The organism is Streptomyces sp. NPDC005774 (assembly GCF_042871645.1).
Lineage (GTDB): Bacteria > Actinomycetota > Actinomycetes > Streptomycetales > Streptomycetaceae > Streptomyces > Streptomyces pratens.
This window is the reverse complement of the sequence record NZ_JBIAIV010000014.1, coordinates 55599-73934: the sequence shown is the minus strand read 5'-3', so window position 1 is coordinate 73934 and position 18336 is coordinate 55599. Positions and strand designations below refer to the sequence as shown.

General features: G+C 70.3%; 16 protein-coding genes. 11 read left to right on the top strand and 5 right to left on the bottom strand.

Annotated features, from left to right (window positions below):
• Nucleotides 1–4 precede the first annotated feature (4 nt).
• The 4 genes from ACFYQA_RS15580 (at nt 5) to ACFYQA_RS15565 (ending at nt 3227) form a co-directional block, all read left to right on the top strand.
• The gene (locus ACFYQA_RS15580; RefSeq protein ID WP_388917023.1) at nt 5–736 is read left to right on the top strand and encodes a YggS family pyridoxal phosphate-dependent enzyme; all 732 of its coding nucleotides are present in this window, start codon (nt 5–7) and stop codon (nt 734–736) included.
• A 130-nt stretch (nt 737–866) separates the two neighbouring features.
• The gene (locus ACFYQA_RS15575) at nt 867–1517 is read left to right on the top strand and encodes a cell division protein SepF (RefSeq protein WP_055593378.1); all 651 of its coding nucleotides are present in this window, start codon (nt 867–869) and stop codon (nt 1515–1517) included.
• 50 nt (nt 1518–1567) lie between these two features.
• A complete protein-coding gene (locus ACFYQA_RS15570) occupies nt 1568–1858 on the top strand; it encodes a YggT family protein (RefSeq protein WP_332426778.1) in 291 nt (96 codons plus the stop codon).
• A 52-nt stretch (nt 1859–1910) separates the two neighbouring features.
• The gene (locus ACFYQA_RS15565) at nt 1911–3227 is read left to right on the top strand and encodes a DivIVA domain-containing protein (RefSeq protein WP_388917019.1); all 1317 of its coding nucleotides are present in this window, start codon (nt 1911–1913) and stop codon (nt 3225–3227) included.
• Between the two features lie 290 nt (nt 3228–3517).
• On the opposite strand, the gene ileS is transcribed toward ACFYQA_RS15565, so the two are convergent.
• Entirely contained in the window at nt 3518–6685 is a 3168-nt protein-coding gene (gene ileS, locus ACFYQA_RS15560) for an isoleucine--tRNA ligase (RefSeq protein WP_388917016.1), read from the bottom strand.
• A 648-nt stretch (nt 6686–7333) separates the two neighbouring features.
• Between ileS and ACFYQA_RS15555 the strand changes: the two genes are divergently transcribed.
• From ACFYQA_RS15555 to ACFYQA_RS15530, 6 genes are all read left to right on the top strand, one after another.
• Nucleotides 7334–8311 carry a TraR/DksA family transcriptional regulator gene (locus tag ACFYQA_RS15555; protein ID WP_388917013.1) on the top strand — a complete coding sequence of 326 codons (978 nt, stop codon included), beginning with the start codon at nt 7334–7336 and terminating at the stop codon, nt 8309–8311.
• Nucleotides 8312–8399: 88 nt separating this feature from the next.
• Nucleotides 8400–9026: a signal peptidase II gene (gene lspA / locus ACFYQA_RS15550; RefSeq protein ID WP_388917010.1), complete on the top strand. Its 627-nt coding sequence runs from the start codon at nt 8400–8402 to the stop codon at nt 9024–9026.
• A gap of 55 nt (nt 9027–9081) precedes the next feature.
• Nucleotides 9082–10026 carry an RluA family pseudouridine synthase gene (locus tag ACFYQA_RS15545; protein WP_388917007.1) on the top strand — a complete coding sequence of 315 codons (945 nt, stop codon included), beginning with the start codon at nt 9082–9084 and terminating at the stop codon, nt 10024–10026.
• Nucleotides 10023–10490 (top strand): GNAT family N-acetyltransferase, encoded by a 468-nt coding sequence (locus ACFYQA_RS15540; protein ID WP_388917004.1) that lies wholly within the window; start codon nt 10023–10025, stop codon nt 10488–10490. Before ACFYQA_RS15545 ends, ACFYQA_RS15540 begins: the two co-directional genes overlap by 4 nt.
• A gap of 304 nt (nt 10491–10794) precedes the next feature.
• Entirely contained in the window at nt 10795–12381 is a 1587-nt protein-coding gene (locus ACFYQA_RS15535) for a Na+/H+ antiporter (protein WP_388917001.1), read from the top strand.
• A 41-nt stretch (nt 12382–12422) separates the two neighbouring features.
• Nucleotides 12423–13169, top strand: a complete 747-nt coding sequence (locus ACFYQA_RS15530; protein WP_388916998.1) for an SDR family NAD(P)-dependent oxidoreductase — start codon at nt 12423–12425, stop codon at nt 13167–13169.
• Between the two features lie 7 nt (nt 13170–13176).
• On the opposite strand, the gene ACFYQA_RS15525 is transcribed toward ACFYQA_RS15530, so the two are convergent.
• Complete coding sequence (locus ACFYQA_RS15525; RefSeq protein ID WP_388916995.1) at nt 13177–14352, bottom strand: mechanosensitive ion channel family protein; 1176 nt, start codon at nt 14350–14352, stop codon at nt 13177–13179.
• A 128-nt stretch (nt 14353–14480) separates the two neighbouring features.
• Here ACFYQA_RS15525 and ACFYQA_RS15520 point away from each other — a divergent pair, with 128 nt between their 5' ends.
• Complete coding sequence (locus ACFYQA_RS15520; RefSeq protein WP_388916992.1) at nt 14481–15059, top strand: dienelactone hydrolase family protein; 579 nt, start codon at nt 14481–14483, stop codon at nt 15057–15059.
• 43 nt (nt 15060–15102) lie between these two features.
• Here the strand turns inward: ACFYQA_RS15520 and ACFYQA_RS15515 are convergent, their stop codons facing one another.
• From ACFYQA_RS15515 to ACFYQA_RS15505, 3 genes are all read right to left on the bottom strand, one after another.
• Entirely contained in the window at nt 15103–16788 is a 1686-nt protein-coding gene (locus tag ACFYQA_RS15515) for an alkaline phosphatase D family protein (RefSeq protein WP_388916989.1), read from the bottom strand.
• Between the two features lie 100 nt (nt 16789–16888).
• On the bottom strand, nt 16889–17281 hold the full coding sequence (locus ACFYQA_RS15510; RefSeq protein ID WP_388916986.1) for a hypothetical protein: 393 nt from the start codon (nt 17279–17281) through the stop codon (nt 16889–16891).
• 130 nt (nt 17282–17411) lie between these two features.
• On the bottom strand, nt 17412–18236 hold the full coding sequence (locus tag ACFYQA_RS15505; protein WP_388916983.1) for a thioredoxin domain-containing protein: 825 nt from the start codon (nt 18234–18236) through the stop codon (nt 17412–17414).
• Between the last annotated feature and the right edge of the window lie 100 nt (nt 18237–18336).

The window sequence follows — 18336 nt, the reverse complement described above, 5'->3', positions numbered from 1 at the left end:
AGGCATGACGGAGCGTAAGGAAGAACTCGCCGCGAACCTCGCGGATGTGGAGGAGCGGATCGCCGCCGCGTGCGCGGCCGCCGGGCGCGGGCGGGAGGAGGTGACTCTGATCGTGGTCACCAAGACCTTCCCCGCGAGTGATGTGCGGATCCTGTCGGAACTCGGTGTGCGTCATGTCGCCGAGAACCGCGACCAGGACGCCGCCCCGAAAGCCGCCGAATGTGCCGACTTGCCCCTTAAGTGGCATTTTGTCGGGCAACTTCAGACCAATAAAGTGCGATCTGTGGCAAGTTATGCCGATTTCGTGCAGTCCATCGATCGTTCCCGACTGGTCACGGCCCTTTCGAAGGAGGCCGTGCGCACCGGGCGTGAACTGGGCTGCCTCATTCAGGTCGCGCTCGACGCCGATGAGCCCGCGACGGGAGGGGGCCGGGGGGAGCGCGGCGGCGTGACGCCGGGCGGTGTCGCGGAGTTGGCTCGTCTCGTCGCCGGGGCCGAAGGCCTGCGGCTGGACGGACTGATGACCGTCGCTCCGCTCACCGGGGAGTACGCCGGGCGTCAACAGGCGGCGTTCGAGCGCTTGATGGATTTGTCGACCGACCTGCGCGCGGCCCATCCTGCTGCGAGCATGGTCTCCGCGGGAATGAGTGCGGATCTCGAACAGGCTGTTGCGGCCGGAGCGACACATGTGCGCGTAGGCAGTGCGGTACTCGGAGTCCGACCCAGGCTCGGGTAACGTCGCCAGGAAGTCGGACCACAGCAGAAAATATGGTCATTGCCGCTGATCGGGCGGACTTGAGGACCTTGTGGATCGCGGGCACTTGGCGGTCGTCAGCGGATCCACCACAGAGCGGAGGGCACGGAGAATGGCCGGCGCGATGCGCAAGATGGCGGTCTACCTCGGCCTCGTGGAGGACGATGGGTACGACGGCCGCGGATTTGACCCAGACGACGACTTCGAACCCGAACTCGACCCGGAGCCCGAGCGGGATCACCGGCGGCACGAGCCGTCGCACCAGTCGCACGGTGTACATGGTGCACATCAACTCCAAAGGGACGAAGAGGTGAGAGTCGCCCCCTCGCCCCCACTTCGCGAGCCGGTCGCCCGGTCCGCTTCGCTTCCCGCTGAATCGGCACGCCCGGCGCGTATCGCGCCCGTGGCATCCATCACACAAGAACGCGCCAGCCTGGAGAAGAACGCACCGGTGATCATGCCCAAGGTCGTGTCGGAACGAGAGCCTTACCGGATCACCACACTTCACCCGCGGACCTACAACGAGGCCCGTACCATCGGGGAACACTTCCGTGAAGGCACGCCGGTGATCATGAATTTGACCGAGATGGACGATACGGACGCCAAGCGACTTGTCGACTTTGCGGCCGGTTTGGTATTTGGTCTTCACGGCAGCATCGAGCGGGTGACGCAGAAGGTGTTCCTGCTGTCTCCTGCTAACGTCGATGTCACGGCGGAGGACAAGGCCCGTATCGCAGAGGGCGGGTTCTTCAACCAGAGCTGAGACGCAGGACCGGACAGAAGCAGTGCACAGGGGAGAGGGACAACCAGACCATGAGCGTGTTCGCGCAGGTGATCTACATCGCGCTGATGGTGTTCCTCATCGTGCTCATCTTCCGTCTGGTCATGGACTACGTCTTTCAGTTCGCCCGCTCGTGGCAACCCGGCAAGGCGATGGTGGTCGTCCTGGAGGCCACCTACACTGTCACCGATCCACCGCTGAAGCTTCTGCGGCGGGTCATCCCGCCGCTGCGTCTCGGGGGCGTGGCGCTCGACCTGTCCTTCTTCGTGCTGATGATCATCGTCTACATCCTGATCTCCCTCGTGGGCAATGCGCTGAGGTGACTGTGGACGACATGGGCCTGCCGACTGCCGATGACTACGTTGAGGTGAAGAGATGCCGTTGACCCCCGAGGACGTGCGGAACAAGCAGTTCACGACCGTCCGCCTCCGAGAAGGCTATGACGAGGACGAGGTCGATGCCTTCCTCGATGAGGTCGAAGCCGAACTGACGCGCCTGCTCCGAGAGAACGAGGACCTGCGCGCCAAACTGGCCGCGGCCACGCGCGCTGCTGCCCAGAACCAGCAGAACATGCGCAAGCCTCCGGAACCGCAGGACCAGCAGCAGCAACAGCAGGGGCCGCCCCAGGGGATGCCCCAGCAGGGCATGCGAGGTCCCGGCGGCCCGGTGCCCGCCGGCATATCGGGCCCGCCGCAGCAGCAGATGGGTGGCCCCATGGGTGGACCGCCCCAGCTGCCGAGCGGTGCGCCGCAGCTGCCCGCCGGGCAGGGCGGTCAGGGCGGTCCGCAGGGTCCCGGCCCGATGGGCCAGGGTCCTGGTCCCATGGGTCAGGGCGGCCCGATGGGTCAGGGCGGTCCGATGCAGGGGCAGATGCAGGGGCAGATGCAGGGGCAGATGGGCCAGGGCGGTCCGATGCAGGGGCAGATGCAGGGGCAGATGGGCCACGGCGGTCCGATGCAGGGGCAGATGCAGGGGCAGATGGGCCACGGCGGTCCGATGCAGGGGCAGATGGGCCACGGCGGTCCGATGGGCGGTCCCGGCGGTCCCATGGGCGGCCCTCCCGGCCTCCCCGGACAGCAGGGCGGTCCTCCCGGCGGCGACAGCGCGGCCCGCGTGCTCTCGCTGGCCCAGCAGACCGCCGACCAGGCGATCGCCGAGGCCCGTTCCGAGGCCAACAAGATTGTCGGCGAGGCGCGTTCGCGTGCCGAGGGTCTCGAGCGGGACGCCCGCTCCAAGGCGGACGCCCTGGAGCGGGACGCGCAGGAGAAGCACCGCGTTGCGATGGGCTCCCTGGAGTCCGCCCGCGCCACGCTGGAGCGCAAGGTCGAGGACCTGCGCGGCTTCGAGCGCGAGTACCGCACGCGGCTGAAGTCCTACCTGGAATCGCAGCTGCGTCAGCTGGAGACCCAGGCGGACGACTCGCTCGCCCCGCCGCGTCAGTCCGCCGCCCCGTCGCTGCCGCCGTCCCCGGCACCCTCGATGGCCCCGGCCGGTGCCGGTGCGCCGTCCTACGGCGGCAACCAGCAGATGGGCGGCCCCGGACAGCCCGGCCCGTCCTACGGTGGTGGCCAGCAGCAGATGCAGCCGGCGATGACCCAGCCCATGGCGCCGGTGCGTCCGCAGGGACCGTCGCCGATGGGCCAGGCGCCCTCGCCGATGCGCGGGTTCCTGATCGACGAGGACGACAACTGACGGTTTGATGGCCATGAGTACGGCGTAGCGGCCGACAGCGTTCAGGGCGGGGCCCCGGGTTGGAGAACCCGGGGCCCCGCCCTCGTGCTACGCGCGTTGGGGCCCCTTTGCGGTGGATGCGGTGGTTGTTCAAGGTGTGGGGCAGTTGTCCTCGGGACGCAACGCCGAAGGGCCCGGGTCCACCGAGTTCTTCTCGGTGGACCCGGGCCCTTCGCTGTGCAGGGCGGGGCGGGACGCGCTGGGCGCACCGGCGTGATCCGCGCCCCAGGGCGTTACGCCCTTGAGGACACTTACGCCTTGCGGAGGCGGAACGTCAGGGACAGGCCCTCGTCGGTGAACGGCTGACCGTAGGTGTCGTCCGTCTCGCCCCGGGCGCTGTGCTCATTCACGAAGGCCACGGCGAGGACCTCGTCGGCGATGAGACCGGCGTGCTCGGTCAGGGCCGCGACCGTGGCGTCCTCCGTCGCCGACCAGCGCAGGGCGATCCGGTCGGCCACGTCGAGGCCGCTGTTCTTGCGAGCCTCCTGGATCAGCCGGATCGCGTCCCGGGCCAGACCGGCCCGGCGCAGCTCCTCGGTGATCTCCAGGTCCAGGGCGACCGTGGCACCGGCGTCGGACGCCACCGACCAGCCCTCCCGCGGGGTCTCCGTGATGATCACCTCGTCCGGGGCGAGGGTGATCGTCTCACCGTCGACCTCCACCGAGGCGGTGCCCTCGCGCAGCGCCAGGGACAGCGCGGCGGCGTCCGCGTTCGCGACGGCCCTGGCGACGTCCTGGACGCGCTTGCCGAACCGCTTGCCCAGTGCACGGAAGTTGGCCTTGGCCGTCGTGTCCACCAGCGAGCCGCCCACCTCGGACAGGGACGCCAGGGACTCGACGTTCAGCTCCTCGGTGATCTGCGTGTGCAGCTCGGGGTGGAGGTCGCCGAAGCCGCTCGCCGCGATCAGGGCGCGCTTGAGCGGCTGGCGGGTCTTGACGCCCGACTCCGCGCGGGTGGCCCGTCCCAGCTCCACCAGGCGGCGCACCAGCACCATCTGCTGCGACAGCTTCGGGTCGATCGCCGTCAGGTCGGCCTCGGGCCAGGAGGACAGGTGGACGGACTCCGGGGCGTGGGGGGTGACCGGCACCACCAGGTCCTGCCAGACCCGCTCGGTGATGAACGGGGTCAGCGGGGCCATCAGCCTGGTGACCGTCTCGACGACCTCGTGCAGGGTGCGCAGTGCGGCCTTGTCGCCCTGCCAGAAGCGGCGCCGGGAGCGGCGGACGTACCAGTTGGACAGGTCGTCGACGAACGCGGACAGCAGCTTGCCGGCGCGCTGGGTGTCGTAGCTGTCCAGCGCCCGGGTCACCTGATCGGTGAGCGCGTGCAGTTCGGAGAGCAGCCAGCGGTCCAGCAGCGGGCGGTCGGCGGGTGCCGGGTCGGCCCCGGACGGGGCCCAGCCGGACGTACGCGCGTACAGCGCCTGGAAGGCGACGGTGTTCCAGTAGGTCAGGAGCGTTTTGCGGACGACCTCCTGGATGGTGCCGTGGCCCACCCGGCGGGCCGCCCACGGGGAACCGCCGGCCGCCATGAACCAGCGGACCGCGTCCGCGCCGTGCCGGTCCATCAACGGAACCGGATCCAGGGTGTTGCCCAGGTGCTTGGACATCTTGCGGCCGTCCTCGGCGAGGATGTGGCCGAGGCAGACGACGTTCTCGTACGAGGACTTGTCGAAGACCAGGGTGCCGACCGCCATCAGCGTGTAGAACCAGCCGCGGGTCTGGTCGATGGCCTCGCAGATGAACTGCGCCGGGTACCGGCTCTCGAACAGTTCCTTGTTCTTGTGCGGGTAGCCCCACTGCGCGAACGGCATCGAACCCGAGTCGTACCAGGCGTCGATGACCTCGGGCACCCGCGTGGCCGTCTGCCCGCAGCCGTCCTGCGGGCAGGCGAAGACGACCTCGTCGATGAACGGGCGGTGCGGGTCGAGCCCCGACTGGTCGGTGCCGGTCAGCCCGGTCAGCTCGGCGAGCGAGCCGACGCAGGTGAGGTGGTCGTCCTCGCAGCGCCAGATCGGCAGCGGGGTGCCCCAGTAGCGGTTGCGGGACAGCGCCCAGTCGATGTTGTTGTTCAGCCAGTCGCCGTACCGGCCGTGCTTGACGGAGTCCGGGAACCAGTTGGTGTTCTCGTTCTCCTCGAGCAGGCGGTCCTTGACGGCCGTGGTGCGGATGTACCAGGAGGGCTGCGCGTAGTAGAGCAGCGCGGTGTGGCAGCGCCAGCAGTGCGGATAGCTGTGCTCGTACGGGATGTGCTTGAACAGCAGGCCCCGGTCGCCCAGGTCCTCCGTCAGCTTCTCGTCGGCCTTCTTGAAGAAGACGCCGCCGACCAGCGGGACGTCCTCCTCGAAGGTGCCGTCCGGGCGCACCGGGTTCACCACGGGCAGACCGTAGGAGCGGCAGACCCTGAGGTCGTCCTCACCGAAGGCGGGGGACTGGTGGACCAGACCCGTACCGTCCTCGGTGGTGACGTAGTCGGCGTTCACCACGTAGTGCGCCTCGGCCGGGAACTCCACGAGCTCGAAGGGACGCTGGTAGGTCCAGCGCTCCATCTCGGCGCCGGTGAAGCTCTCGCCGGTGGTCTCCCAGCCCTCGCCGAGGGCCTTGGCGAGAAGCGGCTCGGCGACGACGACCTTCTCCGTGCCCTCGGGGCCCTGCGTCGCGACGACGTAGGTGACCTCGGGGTGCGCGGCGACCGCGGTGTTGGACACCAGCGTCCACGGTGTGGTCGTCCACACCAGGAGCGCGGCCTCGCCGGCCAGCGGGCCGGAGGTGAGGGGGAAACGGACGTAGACGGACGGGTCGACGACCGTCTCGTAGCCCTGCGCCAGCTCGTGGTCGGACAGGCCGGTGCCGCAGCGGGGGCACCAGGGGGCGACGCGGTGGTCCTGGACCAGCAGGTCCTTGTCGAAGATCTCCTTCAGCGACCACCAGACGGACTCGATGTACTCCGGGTCCATCGTGCGGTACGGGTCCTGGAGGTCGGCCCAGTAGCCCATGCGGGTCGTGAGCTCTTCGAAGGCGTCGGTGTGGCGGGTCACCGACTCGCGGCACTTGGCGTTGAACTCGGCGATGCCGTACGCCTCGATGTCCTGCTTGCCGGAGAAGCCGAGTTCCTTCTCCACCGCCAGTTCCACCGGGAGGCCGTGGCAGTCCCAGCCGGCCTTGCGGCCCACGTGGTAGCCGCGCATGGTGCGGAAGCGGGGGAAGACGTCCTTGAAGACGCGCGCCTCGATGTGGTGGGCGCCCGGCATGCCGTTGGCGGTGGGCGGGCCCTCGTAGAACACCCACTCGGGGCGGCCCTCGGACTGCTCCAGGCTCTTGGCGAAGGTCTTCTGTTCCTGCCAGAAATCGAGCACAGCGTGCTCGAGAGCGGGCAGGTCGACCTGGGCGGGCACCTGTCGGTACATCGGCGTTGTCATCAGCGGGTTTCCTCCGGCGGACTTGCTGCCTTCCGTCCGGAGGGACGAGAGCCGTGTCGATCCCTGCGCCGTCGTCGGCGCGCTCCCGCGGTACCACCCTCCTTGGTCCCCCGGTGCGTCGTGTGCGCCGGTGAACCCCCTCATTGGGGTCGCGATGCCGGTTCTACTCGCCGCTGCTGTCAGGCTGCGGCTTTCTTCCGGCGGCTCAGGGGTGATCTTCGCGTCGCGCTCGCCCCCGGGCTCACACCGTCCCCGGGTCGCTCTGGGCTGCGTACGCCGCTACTCGTCCCCATCCATGCTTTTCGCTCCGCCCAGTGTACGGCGCGGAGCGGACAGCGGCCGACCGGATTTCCCGCGGGCGGTGAGTGGGCCCGGGCAGGGCCAGGGGGAGTCCGTGCGCATGCCGTGCGAGTCGCAAATAGTGAGACATGCCACCGAATGGAGCGGTACGGGTGTTCGGATTCTATGGCGTCCGACTTGGTGGCATACCCGGCGGGGAGCTGGGCACAACGCATGAAGGTCCGCCGCGCGGTGGCCGCGGGGCGGGTGAATCGGGCGGTGCGCCCCGTTGCCGCGGGACCCAAGTCGATTTATCGTCCCAGCATGATGCGTGCGCAAGATCACAGTATGTGAAAAGGGGCCGCGGCCATGGTGGCGAAGAAGACCGCCGTACAGCAGTCGGCGTCCGGCGGAGCCGTGCCCGCCGAGGAGTCCCGGGAGGACACGAAGGCGAAGGCTCAGGCGGGGAAGGCGGCCACGAAGCAGTCGGCCGGGAAGGCCGGACCCGGGAAGGCCGGGGCGGGAAAGAGCACGGCGGGGGAGACCGGGGCCGGGAAGGGCGCCTCCGCCTCCGCCTCTGCGAAGACGAAGACAAAAACGGAGGCGGAGAAGGAGAAAGAGAAGGGAACGGCGGCCTCCGGAGCCACGCGATCGAAAGCGACGGCTTCCCGAGCCGCCGAGGCCAGGAGTTCCCGGAAGAAGGCGGCCGCCCGGGGGACGGAGGCCGGCGCCGAGCGGGATGCCGCGCGCGGGGGCGGTACGAGCAGGAGCACCACCAGGACCAGCGGGGGCACACAGGACACGGCCGGGCACGGCACGGCCACTGACGCGGGTGCGGCCGAGGCCGCGACGCAGACGGGAGCGACGACGGTGGGTGCTGAGAAGACTCCTGGCACGGCGACGACGGCGAAGACCGCCGTGCCCAAGGCGCGGTTCGCTGCAGTGGAGCCCGGCGACCTCGCGGTGCGTCCGGGCGAGGAGCCCTGGACACCGGAGGAGGTCGAGGACGCGCGGACCGAGCTGACGGCCGAGGTGCTGCGGCTGCGTGAGGAGATCACCTCGTCCGAACGGTCGCTGGCCGGCCTGATGCGGGACTCCGGGGACGGGGCGGGTGACGACCAGGCCGACACCGGCACGAAGAACGTCACGCGCGAGCATGAACTGGCGCTCGCCGCCAACGCACGCGAGATGCTCACCCAGTACGGGCGCGCCCTGCAGCGGCTGGACGCCGGCACCTACGGCCTGTGCGAGAGCTGCGGCAACCCCATCGGCAAGGCCCGGACGCAGGCCTTCCCCCGGGCCACGCTGTGCGTCGAGTGCAAGCAGAAACAGGAGCGCCGGTACTGAGCACCCTTGTACACCGCCTGAGCACGAGAGTCGCGCGGGGTGTGCCGTACCCTCGTCCTCAGTCAGGTACCTAGGTTGAGGGACTCACGTGGCAGAGGCGGAACGCATCATCGGTACGCCGGAGACCCCGGGCGCGGACCGGGACGGGCAGGACCGTGCCGAGCACGACCGGGCCGAGGAGGTCCGGGCCGACGCCCAGGATGCGGAGGCAGCGGCCGAAACGCCCCGCGGCAAGCGGCGGGTGGCCGTGCTGTTCGCCGTCGCCGTCGTCGCCTACGCCCTCGACCTGATCAGCAAGATGATCGTGGTCGCCGAGCTGGAGCACCACGAGCCCATCGAGATCATCGGGGACTGGCTGAGGTTCGAGGCGATCCGCAACGCGGGCGCGGCCTTCGGCTTCGGCGAGGCCTTCACCGTGATCTTCACGCTGATCGCGGCGGCGGTGATCGTGGTGATCGTCCGGCTGGCCCGCAAGCTGTACAGCCTGCCCTGGGCGATCGCGCTGGGCCTGCTGCTCGGCGGTGCCCTGGGCAACCTCACGGACAGGATCTTCCGCTCCCCGGGTGTCTTCCGGGGAGCGGTCGTCGACTTCATCGCGCCCAAGCACTTCGCCGTCTTCAACCTGGCCGATTCGGCGATCGTCTGCGGCGGCATCCTGATCGTCCTGCTGTCCTTCCGGGGCCTCGACCCGGACGGGACCGTCCACAAGGACTGAGCAGGACCGGGAGCGCGGGTACGGGGTTGCCGGGCCGGTCCGGCATACTCGACGGGTGAGCACCATTCCCGAGATCCGAACCCTGCCCGTGCCCGACGGACTGGAGGGCGAGCGCATCGACGCCGCCATCTCCCGCATGTTCGGCTTCTCCCGTACCAAGGCGGCCGAACTCGCCACCTCGGGGAAGGTCACGGTCGACGGATCGGTGGTCGGCAAGTCGGAGCGGGTGAGCGGGGGCGCCTGGCTCGAGGTGGAGATGCCGCAGGCGCCCGCCCCGGTGCGGGTGGTCGCCGAGCCCGTCGAGGGCATGGAGATCGTGCACGACGACGACGACGTGGTCGTGATCGCCAAGCCGGTCGGGGTCGCCGCCCACCCCTCGCCGGGCTGGACCGGACCGACCGTGATCGGCGGCCTCGCCGCCGCCGGGTACCGCATCTCGACCTCCGGCGCCGCCGAGCGCCAGGGCATCGTGCACCGCCTCGACGTCGGCACCTCCGGTCTGATGGTGGTCGCCAAGTCGGAGTACGCGTACACGTCGCTGAAGCGCCAGTTCAAGGAGCGCACGGTCGACAAGCGCTACCACGCCCTGGTCCAGGGCCACCCCGACCCGACCAGCGGCACCATCGACGCGCCCATCGGTCGTCATCCGAACCACGACTACAAGTGGGCGGTCACCGCGGAGGGCAAGCCCTCCGTCACGCACTACGACCTCGTCGAGGCCTTCCGGGCAGCCTCGCTCCTCGACGTCAAGCTGGAGACCGGCCGCACCCACCAGATCCGCGTCCACATGGCCGCCCACCGGCACCCCTGCGTCGGCGACCTGACCTACGGCGCCGACCCCACGCTCGCCAAGCGGCTCCGCCTCACCCGCCAGTGGCTGCACGCGGTGGGGCTCGGCTTCGAGCACCCCGGGGACGGCCTGTGGGCGGAGTTCACCAGCGACTACCCCGAGGACCTGCGCCAGGCGCTCGACCTGGTCCGGGAGGAGACCTACGCGTGAGCACCCCGTACGTGGTCCGCGAGGCGGTGGAACCCGGCGACCGGGAGGCGTGCTTCGCGGTGCGCAAGGAGGTCTTCGTCGCCGAGCAGGGCGTGCCCGAGGACCTGGAGTACGACGCGTACGACGCCGGCGCCGTGCATGTGCTCGCGGTCGGTGAGGACGGCGAGGCGCTCGGCACCGGGCGGCTGCTGCACGGCGGGGCCGCCGCGGCGAAGACCGGCGGTGACGCGTCGGTCGGGTCCCTGGGACGCCTGGCGGTGACGCGCCGGGCGCGGGGGCTCGGCGTCGGGGCCGCCCTGGTGCGGGGCGTCGAGGAGGCGGCCCGCGCCCGTGGTCTCACCGCCGTCGACCTGCACGCGCAGACCCATGCCCTGGGGTTCTACGAGCGGCTGGGATACGTGGCCTACGGGCCGGAGTTCCCGGACGCGGGGATGCCGCACCGGGCCATGCGGTGCACTCTGTGACCGGACGGGACACATAGCGGTCGGCGCGAGGCGGTCCGGGGGTCTGGCAGCCGGACCCCCGGACCGCCTCGCGGCAGGCCGGTCACCGTGGTCGTACACACTCCGGTCGTACACACTCCGGTCTTACACACTCCGGCCGGTCGGACTCCGCACGCGTAAGCGTCCCGTGACCGGGCCCGCGGGGTGACCAGTGGCGTCGAACGCCCGACGCCGAACGGTCGGCGCCGCACGCCTGGCGCGGGGCGCCGGCGTGGCAGGCTGGGCGCCCTGCCGTTTGACCGTCGAACCGCCCGGAGCACCGACCGTGGACCAGTTGGCCCTGCTGTTCGCCCTGCTGCTCGGGGCCGTGGTGTGCGTTCCCCTGGGAGACAGGCTGGGGCTTCCGGCACCGGTGCTGATGACGGTTTTCGGGATCGTCCTCGCACTCCTGGAGTTCGTCCCGAACGTGGACGTCCCGCCGGACCTGATCCTGCCGCTGCTGCTGCCGCCCCTGCTCTACGCCGCCGTCCGCCGGACGTCCTGGCGGCAGTTCGCGGCGAACGCGAGACCGATCCTCCTGCTGGCCGTGGCGCTGGTGTTCGTCACCACGCTGTGCGTGGCCGTCGTCGCCCACGCGATCGTGCCGGGCCTGCCGCTGGCCGCCGCGGTCGCCCTCGGCGCGCTGGTCGCACCGCCCGACCCGGTCGCGGCGACCGCCGTCGCCGGGAAACTGGGGCTGCCGCGCCGGCTGGTGTCGATCCTCGAGGGCGAGGGGCTGTTCAACGACGTCACCGCCATCGTCCTGTACCACGTGGCGATCGCCGCCGCCGTGAGCGGCACCTTCTCGCCCTGGGCGGCGGGCCTGAACCTGGTCCTGTCGGCCGTGGTGGCGGTCGCGGTCGGGCTCGTGCTCGGCTGGGGCGCCAACCGGCTCATGGACCTGCTGGGGGACGCGACCCTGCAGGTCGCGCTGAGCCTGCTGGTGCCGTACTTCTCCTACGTCCTGGCCGAGGAACTGCACGGCTCGGGGGTGCTCGCCGTGCTCACCACCGCGCTGTTCCTCGTGGAGTACGCCACCGACGCCGACGACGTCATGACCCGGCTGGCCGGACACGCCTTCTGGGACATCGTCAACACGCTCGTCACCGGCATCGCGTTCGGACTGGTCGGCCTCGAACTGCACAACGCGGTCCGGACCGCGTCCGGCCACTGGGGCGAACTGCTCGGCTGGGCCGGGGTGATCGTGGGCGTGGTCGTCCTCGTCCGATTGCTGTGGCTGCTGCCGGCGACCTGGCTGACGAGGCGGCTGCACGCCGCGCGGGACACCGGTGAGGACATCCCGGTGAGCTGGCGCGAGACCGTGGTGATGTGGTGGTCGGGGATGCGCGGGGTGGCCTCCGTCGCGCTGGCGCTGGCGATTCCGCTGGAGACCGACACCGGGGGCGACTTCCCGGCCCGGGGCGAGATCGTCTTCATCGCGTTCGGCGTGATCATGGCGACGCTGCTGGTCCAGGGGACGACCCTGCCGTGGCTGGTGAAACGGCTGGGGGTGCGGGCCGACACCAGACGGGAGAAGGAACTCGAACGGGACCTCGCGCTGCGGGCGTCCCAGGCCGCGAAGCACCGGCTGCGCGAGATCGAGGAGTCCGAGGAACTGCCGGAGGAACTGGCCGAGCAGATGCTGCGCAGCGCCTTCGACATCGGGGCGCGGATCAGCCCCGATGTCGTCGAGGACGAGCGGCGGGAGGCGTACCGGCACCGGGCGCAGTGGGTCAAGGCGGCGCGGCGGATCCGGGGGGAGATGCTGAGCGCCGCACGGCACGAGGTACTGGCGGCGCGGAGCGAGGCGGGGGCCGACCCCGAGGTGGTGGACCGGGTACTGCGTCACCTCGATGTGCGCAGTATGCGGTGAGTTCTCCCCGCGGTACGGCGTTTGGTTCGTAAGGTCGGGGCATGACGCGGAACGTGGTGATCAGCGGGGGCGGTACGGGGATCGGGCTGGCGGCGGCACGGGTCTTCGCCGCCGACGGGGACCGGGTGCTGCTGCTCGGGCGGCGCGGGGACGTCCTGGAGCGGGCCGGGGCAGAGGTGCCGGGGGCCGAGGTGTACGCCGCGGACCTCGCCGATCCGGTCGCCGTGCGGGGCGTCGCCGGCTACGTCGGCCGGGAGTTCGGAGCCGTCGACGTACTGATCCACAGCGCCGGCGGCAACGGCCTCCTCGAGCGCCAGGCCGGGGCGGACGATCCGCTCGACGCCGTCGCCCGCCACTGGACGGTCAACTTCCGGCTCAACCTGCTGACCGCAGTCCTGCTCACGGAGGCCCTCAAGGACCGGCTCGCCGAGCCCGGCGGACGGGTGCTGTTCCTCAGCTCCATCGCCGCCTACCGGGGTTCCGGGCAGACCGGGTACGCGGCGGCCAAGGCCGGACTCCATCCGTACGCCCATGACCTCGCCCGGAAGCTGGGGCCGCACGGCATCACGGTGAACGTGGTCGCGCCCGGCTACATCGAGGACACCGCGTTCTTCGGCGACGGCATCGACGGGGAGCGGCGGGCGGAGCTGATCGAAGAGACCGCCGACAGGCGGGCCGGGACGCCCGGGGACGTGGCCGCCACCCTGCACTGGCTGGCCTCCCCGGGCGCCGGACACATCACCTCGCAGATCATCCAGGTCAACGGTGGCGCCGAACGCGGCCACTGAAACGCCGTCAGTAATCCTGCGCCGCGGCCTGCGGGTCGTGGGCGGGCGCTCTGCCCTCCGGGGGGCCGGAGGGGCCGGGGATACCGGGGGGACGGGTGATGCCGGCGGCGCCGCCGGGGGAGTGGTGGCTCCTGTCGAGGACGGGTGCCGGGTCGGCCGGGGCGGTGCTGATCCGGGGCAGGGCGTAGGGATGCCGCTCGGCCAGCCAGCGGATCATCTGCTCGCGGACCTCGACCCGTACCGTCCAGATGTCGCCGGCGTCCTTGGCCGTCACCAGGGCCCGCACGTGCATGGTGCTGGGCGTGGTGTCCACGACGGTCAGGTTGTAGGCCCGGCCGTCCCAGGCCGGGCACTCGCGCAGGATGTCGCGGAGCCGGTCGCGCATCGCGTCCAGCGGGGCCCGGTGGTCGAGGTGCCAGACCACCGTCCCGGTCATCTGCGGGGAGTCGCGGGACCAGTTCTCGAACGGCTTGGACGTGAAGTACGACACCGGCATGGTGATCCGGCGTTCGTCCCAGGTGTTCACCGTGAGGAAGGTCAGGGTGATCTCCTCGACCGTGCCCCACTCGCCGTCCACCACGACCGTGTCGCCGATGCGGACCATGTCGCCGAAGGCGATCTGCAGCCCGGCGAACAGGTTGCTGAGCGTGGACTGGGCGGCGACACCGGCGACGATGCCGAGGATGCCCGCCGAGGCCAGCAGTGAGGCCCCGGCCGCGCGCATGGCGGGGAAGGTCAGCAGCATCGCGGCCACCGCCACCACGCCGACGATCGCCGAGACGACCCGCCGGATCAGCGTCACCTGGGTGCGCACCCGGCGGACCCTGGCCGGGTCGCGCTCGCGGTGCACGTTGGCGTACCGGGTGTACGAGGTTTCGACGACGGCCGCCGCGATCCGGATCACCAGCCAGGCGGCCGACCCGATCAGCACCAGCGTCAGCACCCGGCCGATGCTCTCCCGGTACCCCTGGAACATCCTGGCCTCGCTGAACGAACCTCTCAGCAGGGCCGCGCAGATGAGCAGCTGGTAGGGGATGCGGCCGCGCCGGAGCAGTTCCCACATGGGGGTCTCGGGGTGCCGGGCGTCGGCCTTGCGCAGCAGTCGGTCGGTGGCCCAGCCGAGCGTCAGGGTGAGCACGACCGAGCCGCCGAACACGATCAGGGGGCGGAGCACGTCTTCCATGTCCTTGAACCTAACCGGCCTCGCGCGCAGTGAACATGTGACATCCGCGGAGCCGTGGGTAGGGCCGGCGCACCGGAGCGGGACGCCGGCAGACACCGGCTGTCGGACCCGGCTGGCACCATGGCGTCATGAACATCATGCTGTTTCACTCGATCTACGGCCCGCGGCCCGCGGTGTCCGCGGCCGCGGACCGGTTGCGCGGCGCCGGACACGAGGTGTGGACTCCCGACCTCTTCGAGGGCCGTACGTTCGACACGGTCGAGGAGGGCATGGCCCACCAGGAGTCCATCGGCAGGGACGAACTGCTGAGGCGGGCCGTGCTCGCCGCCGCGCCCTACTCGGAGCGGGGGCTGGTGTACGCCGGGTTCTCCTTCGGCGCCTCCGTCGCCCAGACGCTGGCCCTCGGCGACGGCCGGGCGCGCGGACTGCTGCTCCTGCACGGCACGTCGGACATCGCGGCGAACGCGGCGGTGGACGCTCTGCCGGTGCAGCTCCATGTCGCCGAGCCGGACCCGTTCGAGACCGACGACTGGCTGAGCGCCTGGTATCTGCAGATGGGCCGCGCCGGAGCCGACGTCGAGGTGTACCGGTACGCCGGGGCAGGTCACCTCTACACCGACCCCGGCCTGCCGGATTACGACGAGGAGGCCGCCGAGGCCACCTGGCGGGTGGCGCTCGGCTTCCTCGATTCGCTGGCTGACGGCTGACGGAGGGCGCGCGGCCCGGACCGGCGTATCCGGACCGTGCGGGTCAGACCGGGCGGTCGGCGCGTTCTACTCGCTGGGTGCCGTGGAGTGTCCGGTAGGAGCGCGCCCACGTGGACGTGGCGCCCGGGTCGGTGCGGCTGGAGACCACGTAGTAGTCCATCTGCGCCCGCTCGGACGTGATGTCCAGCACGCCGTAGCCGTGGCGGTCGGTGTCGACCCAGTGGACGTGCCGGTTGGTGGCCCTGATCAGCGGGGAGGCGACCGCGGAGACGGTGCCCTCGGGAACCTTGACGATGTCGTCGAGGTTGTCCGAGGTGACCGAGGTCACGACGAACTCGGCGGCCGCCGAGCCGGAAGCCGGGTACGTGCCCGCGTTCACCGGCACGTCATTGGCCCACGCCATGTGGATGTCGCCGGTGAGGAAGACCGTGTTGCGGATCGCGTTCGTCCGCAGATGGGCGAGGAGTTCCCGGCGGTCGTCGGTGTAGCCGTCCCACTGGTCGGTGTTGAGGGCGAGGCCCTCCTGCGGCAGGCCGAGCAGCTTGGCGATCGGCTTCAGCAGACTGGCCGGGAGCGAGCCGATCGCGAGCGGCGAGATCATCACCGAGGTGCCGACCAGCCGCCAGGTGGTGTCGGACGCCGCCAGCCCCGACTTCAGCCAGTCGAGCTGGGCGCGGCCGGTGAGCGTACGGTCGGGGTCGTCCACCCCGCCGTTGCCCAGGGAGACCTGCTGGGAGCGGAAGGAGCGCAGGTCCAGCAGCGAGAGGTCGGCGAGCCTGCCGAACCGCAGCCGGCGGTAGGTGGTGCCGGCCAGCGCGGGGCGTACCGGCATCCACTCGAAGTAGGCCTGCTTGGCGGCGGACTGACGTGCTGCCCAGGTGCCCTCCTCACCCTCGGTGTGGTTCCCGGCGCCGCCGGACCAGGTGTCGTTGGCGATCTCGTGGTCGTCCCAGATCGCGACGACCGGCGCCTTGGCGTGCAGCGCCTGGAGGTCGGGGTCGGTTTTGCACGTCGCGTGCCTCAGGCGGTAGTCGGCCAGGGTGACAGTCTCGTGGGCGGGCGCGTGCGCGCGGACGGTCCTGCCGCGCGTGCCGTACTCGCCGGTCCCGTACTCGTAGATGTAGTCGCCGAGATGCAGCCAGGCGTCGAGGTCGCCGCGGGCCGCGAGATGGCGGTACGACGAGAAGTGGCCAGCCTCCCAGTTGGAGCAGGAGACCACGCCGAAGCGCAGACCGGTCACGGCGGCGTCGGCGGCCGGGGCGGTGCGGGTGCGGCCGACGGGGGAGTCGGTGCCGCCGGCGGAGAAGCGGAACCAGTAGTCGGTGGCCGGCGCGAGGCCGCGGACATCGGCCTTGACGGTGTGGTCGGTGGCCGCGGTGACGCGGGTCGACCCCTTCGCGACGACGGTGGTGAACGCCTTGTCGCGGGCGACGGTCCAGCCGACCTCGGTGTCGGGGCCGAGTCCCGAGCCGGGTATCGCCTCCGGCGTCGGCGTCACGCGCGTCCACAGCAGGACGCCGTCCGGCAGCGGATCGCCGGAGGCCACCCCGTGCAGGAAGACGGGGGCCACGGCGGTGGCGGCGCGGGCGGGCAGTGCGGAGGTGAGCGGTGCGGCGAGAATCACGGTCGCGGCGGCCGCCTTGACGACCGAACGGCGGCGTGGAGAAAGGGAGTTGGCGTCCGCAGTGGCGGAGGCGGCACTCTCGGACGATCTGTGTCGAGTGGTCACAGTCGATCAGGTTACTGACAGGTACATGCAAGAGCGAGCGAACTCGCAAAAGTTCGCCCGCTCTTCGGTGCGCGGTCAGTCGACCGGGCTTCTCACGGGCTCAGGCCCTGCCTTCCTTGCTGCCGGAGCAGTGCTGGAGGGTGCCGTTGGCGCCGTTCTGGACGCAAACCTCCAGAAGCACGCGGTTTCCCTCGGGGATACTGAAGTCCTGGGTGGCGCAACTGTTCCCGGAACCGTTGGTGTCCGAGATCTTCACCCGTTCGCTGGAGTTCGCCCCCGTGTAGGTGAAGATCGCGGTTGCCCGCATTCCGTCGGCGCGGTTGTCGCAGACCGTCACCGTTTCACCGTCTGCCTGGAAGCCCGCCGTGCCGGAATGCCAGGGATCCGAGGTGTGGACGGAGACGTTGGTGCCGGCGCTCGCAGGGCTCGCCGTGAGGACAACGGCGGCGCCTGCTGCAGCGATTGCATACATCGTGGCTTTGACGCGTGACATAGTGGCTCCCCTTCATGAACTGGTCAGGTTCGCCGATGATCTTATGAGGTCGATCATCGGCTCACAAGGGTGGGCGGCGCGATACTCGGGCCGCCCACCCCCTGGGGCAGTGTCACGTCGCGCGGAGAGATCAGCCCTTGAGCGCCGCGTCGATCGCCGTCGTGTACTCCGCGGCGGTCATGGGGGCGCTCTGGCCGTTGCTTCCGGTGACCTTCTTGTCGTCCATGATCAGGCTCGGAGTTCCCCCGAAGTCGTACTTCTTCCCGTCCTCGTTGAACTTGTCGCTCATGAGCAGCGCCCACTTGTCGTAGGTACCGTTCCTCACGTCCTTCTGGAACGCCGTTTTGCCCTTCAGCGCGTCGACGCTGTTCGCCACCTTGATCAGGTATTCGTCATCCTTGAACTTGTCGTCCGTCTCCTCGGGGTAGTACTTCTCCGAGTAGAGGGCCGTCTTGTAGTCCAAGAACGCCTCGGGGCTCACGTTCAGAGCGGCACCCAGTGCACTCAAGGCGTTTCGGGAGCCCTCGCCGGGGACGTTGTTGTCGATGAAGGTGGCGCCGACGTACTGAATCTTGTACTTACCGGCCTTCACGTCCTCGTGTATCGTCGCGCCGATCTGCTGCTCGAAGGCGGCGCAGGCCGGGCAGCGCGGGTCCTCGTACAGCTTCAGGGTCTTCTTCGCGTCGGCCTTGCCGATAACGACGGTCGTGCCGTTCTCGCCGCTGGAGTTGGCAGGCTTGACGAGCTTCGCGTCCGCCGCGGCCTCCCATGCGCTGGGCTTGTTGGCTTGCATGACCGCGTAGCCGATGCCGGCGGCTATCGCCAGGACGCCGACGACCGAACCGGCGACGACCAGCTGACGCTTGATCTTGGCCTTCTTGGCCTCGCGCTCGCGCTCGACGCGCAGACGCTCACGGGCCGCCGTCTTCGCCGCCTGGGTGTTCCGCTTGCTCATGGTGATGCTCTCCACTGGGGACGCGCACAGGATGTGTGCGGGGGTATGTATGGGGAAGGGGGGATTGCGGGTGCTCGGACATGCCGCCGACGCCGAGGGC

Excerpts from the sequence above, each read along its gene's own strand:
- ACFYQA_RS15565 (WP_388917019.1), top strand. The coding sequence starts at position 1,911 with ATGCCGTTGACCCCCGAGGACGTGCGGAACAAGCAGTTCACGACCGTC.
- ACFYQA_RS15520 (WP_388916992.1), top strand. The coding sequence starts at position 14,481 with ATGAACATCATGCTGTTTCACTCGATCTACGGCCCGCGGCCCGCGGTG.
- ACFYQA_RS15580 (WP_388917023.1), top strand. The coding sequence starts at position 5 with ATGACGGAGCGTAAGGAAGAACTCGCCGCGAACCTCGCGGATGTGGAG.
- ACFYQA_RS15525 (WP_388916995.1), bottom strand. The coding sequence starts at position 14,352 with ATGGAAGACGTGCTCCGCCCCCTGATCGTGTTCGGCGGCTCGGTCGTG.
- ACFYQA_RS15575 (WP_055593378.1), top strand. The coding sequence starts at position 867 with ATGGCCGGCGCGATGCGCAAGATGGCGGTCTACCTCGGCCTCGTGGAG.
- ACFYQA_RS15510 (WP_388916986.1), bottom strand. The coding sequence starts at position 17,281 with ATGTCACGCGTCAAAGCCACGATGTATGCAATCGCTGCAGCAGGCGCC.
- ACFYQA_RS15555 (WP_388917013.1), top strand. The coding sequence starts at position 7,334 with ATGGTGGCGAAGAAGACCGCCGTACAGCAGTCGGCGTCCGGCGGAGCC.
- ACFYQA_RS15505 (WP_388916983.1), bottom strand. The coding sequence starts at position 18,236 with ATGAGCAAGCGGAACACCCAGGCGGCGAAGACGGCGGCCCGTGAGCGT.
- ileS (WP_388917016.1), bottom strand. The coding sequence starts at position 6,685 with ATGACAACGCCGATGTACCGACAGGTGCCCGCCCAGGTCGACCTGCCC.
- ACFYQA_RS15530 (WP_388916998.1), top strand. The coding sequence starts at position 12,423 with ATGACGCGGAACGTGGTGATCAGCGGGGGCGGTACGGGGATCGGGCTG.
- ACFYQA_RS15570 (WP_332426778.1), top strand. The coding sequence starts at position 1,568 with ATGAGCGTGTTCGCGCAGGTGATCTACATCGCGCTGATGGTGTTCCTC.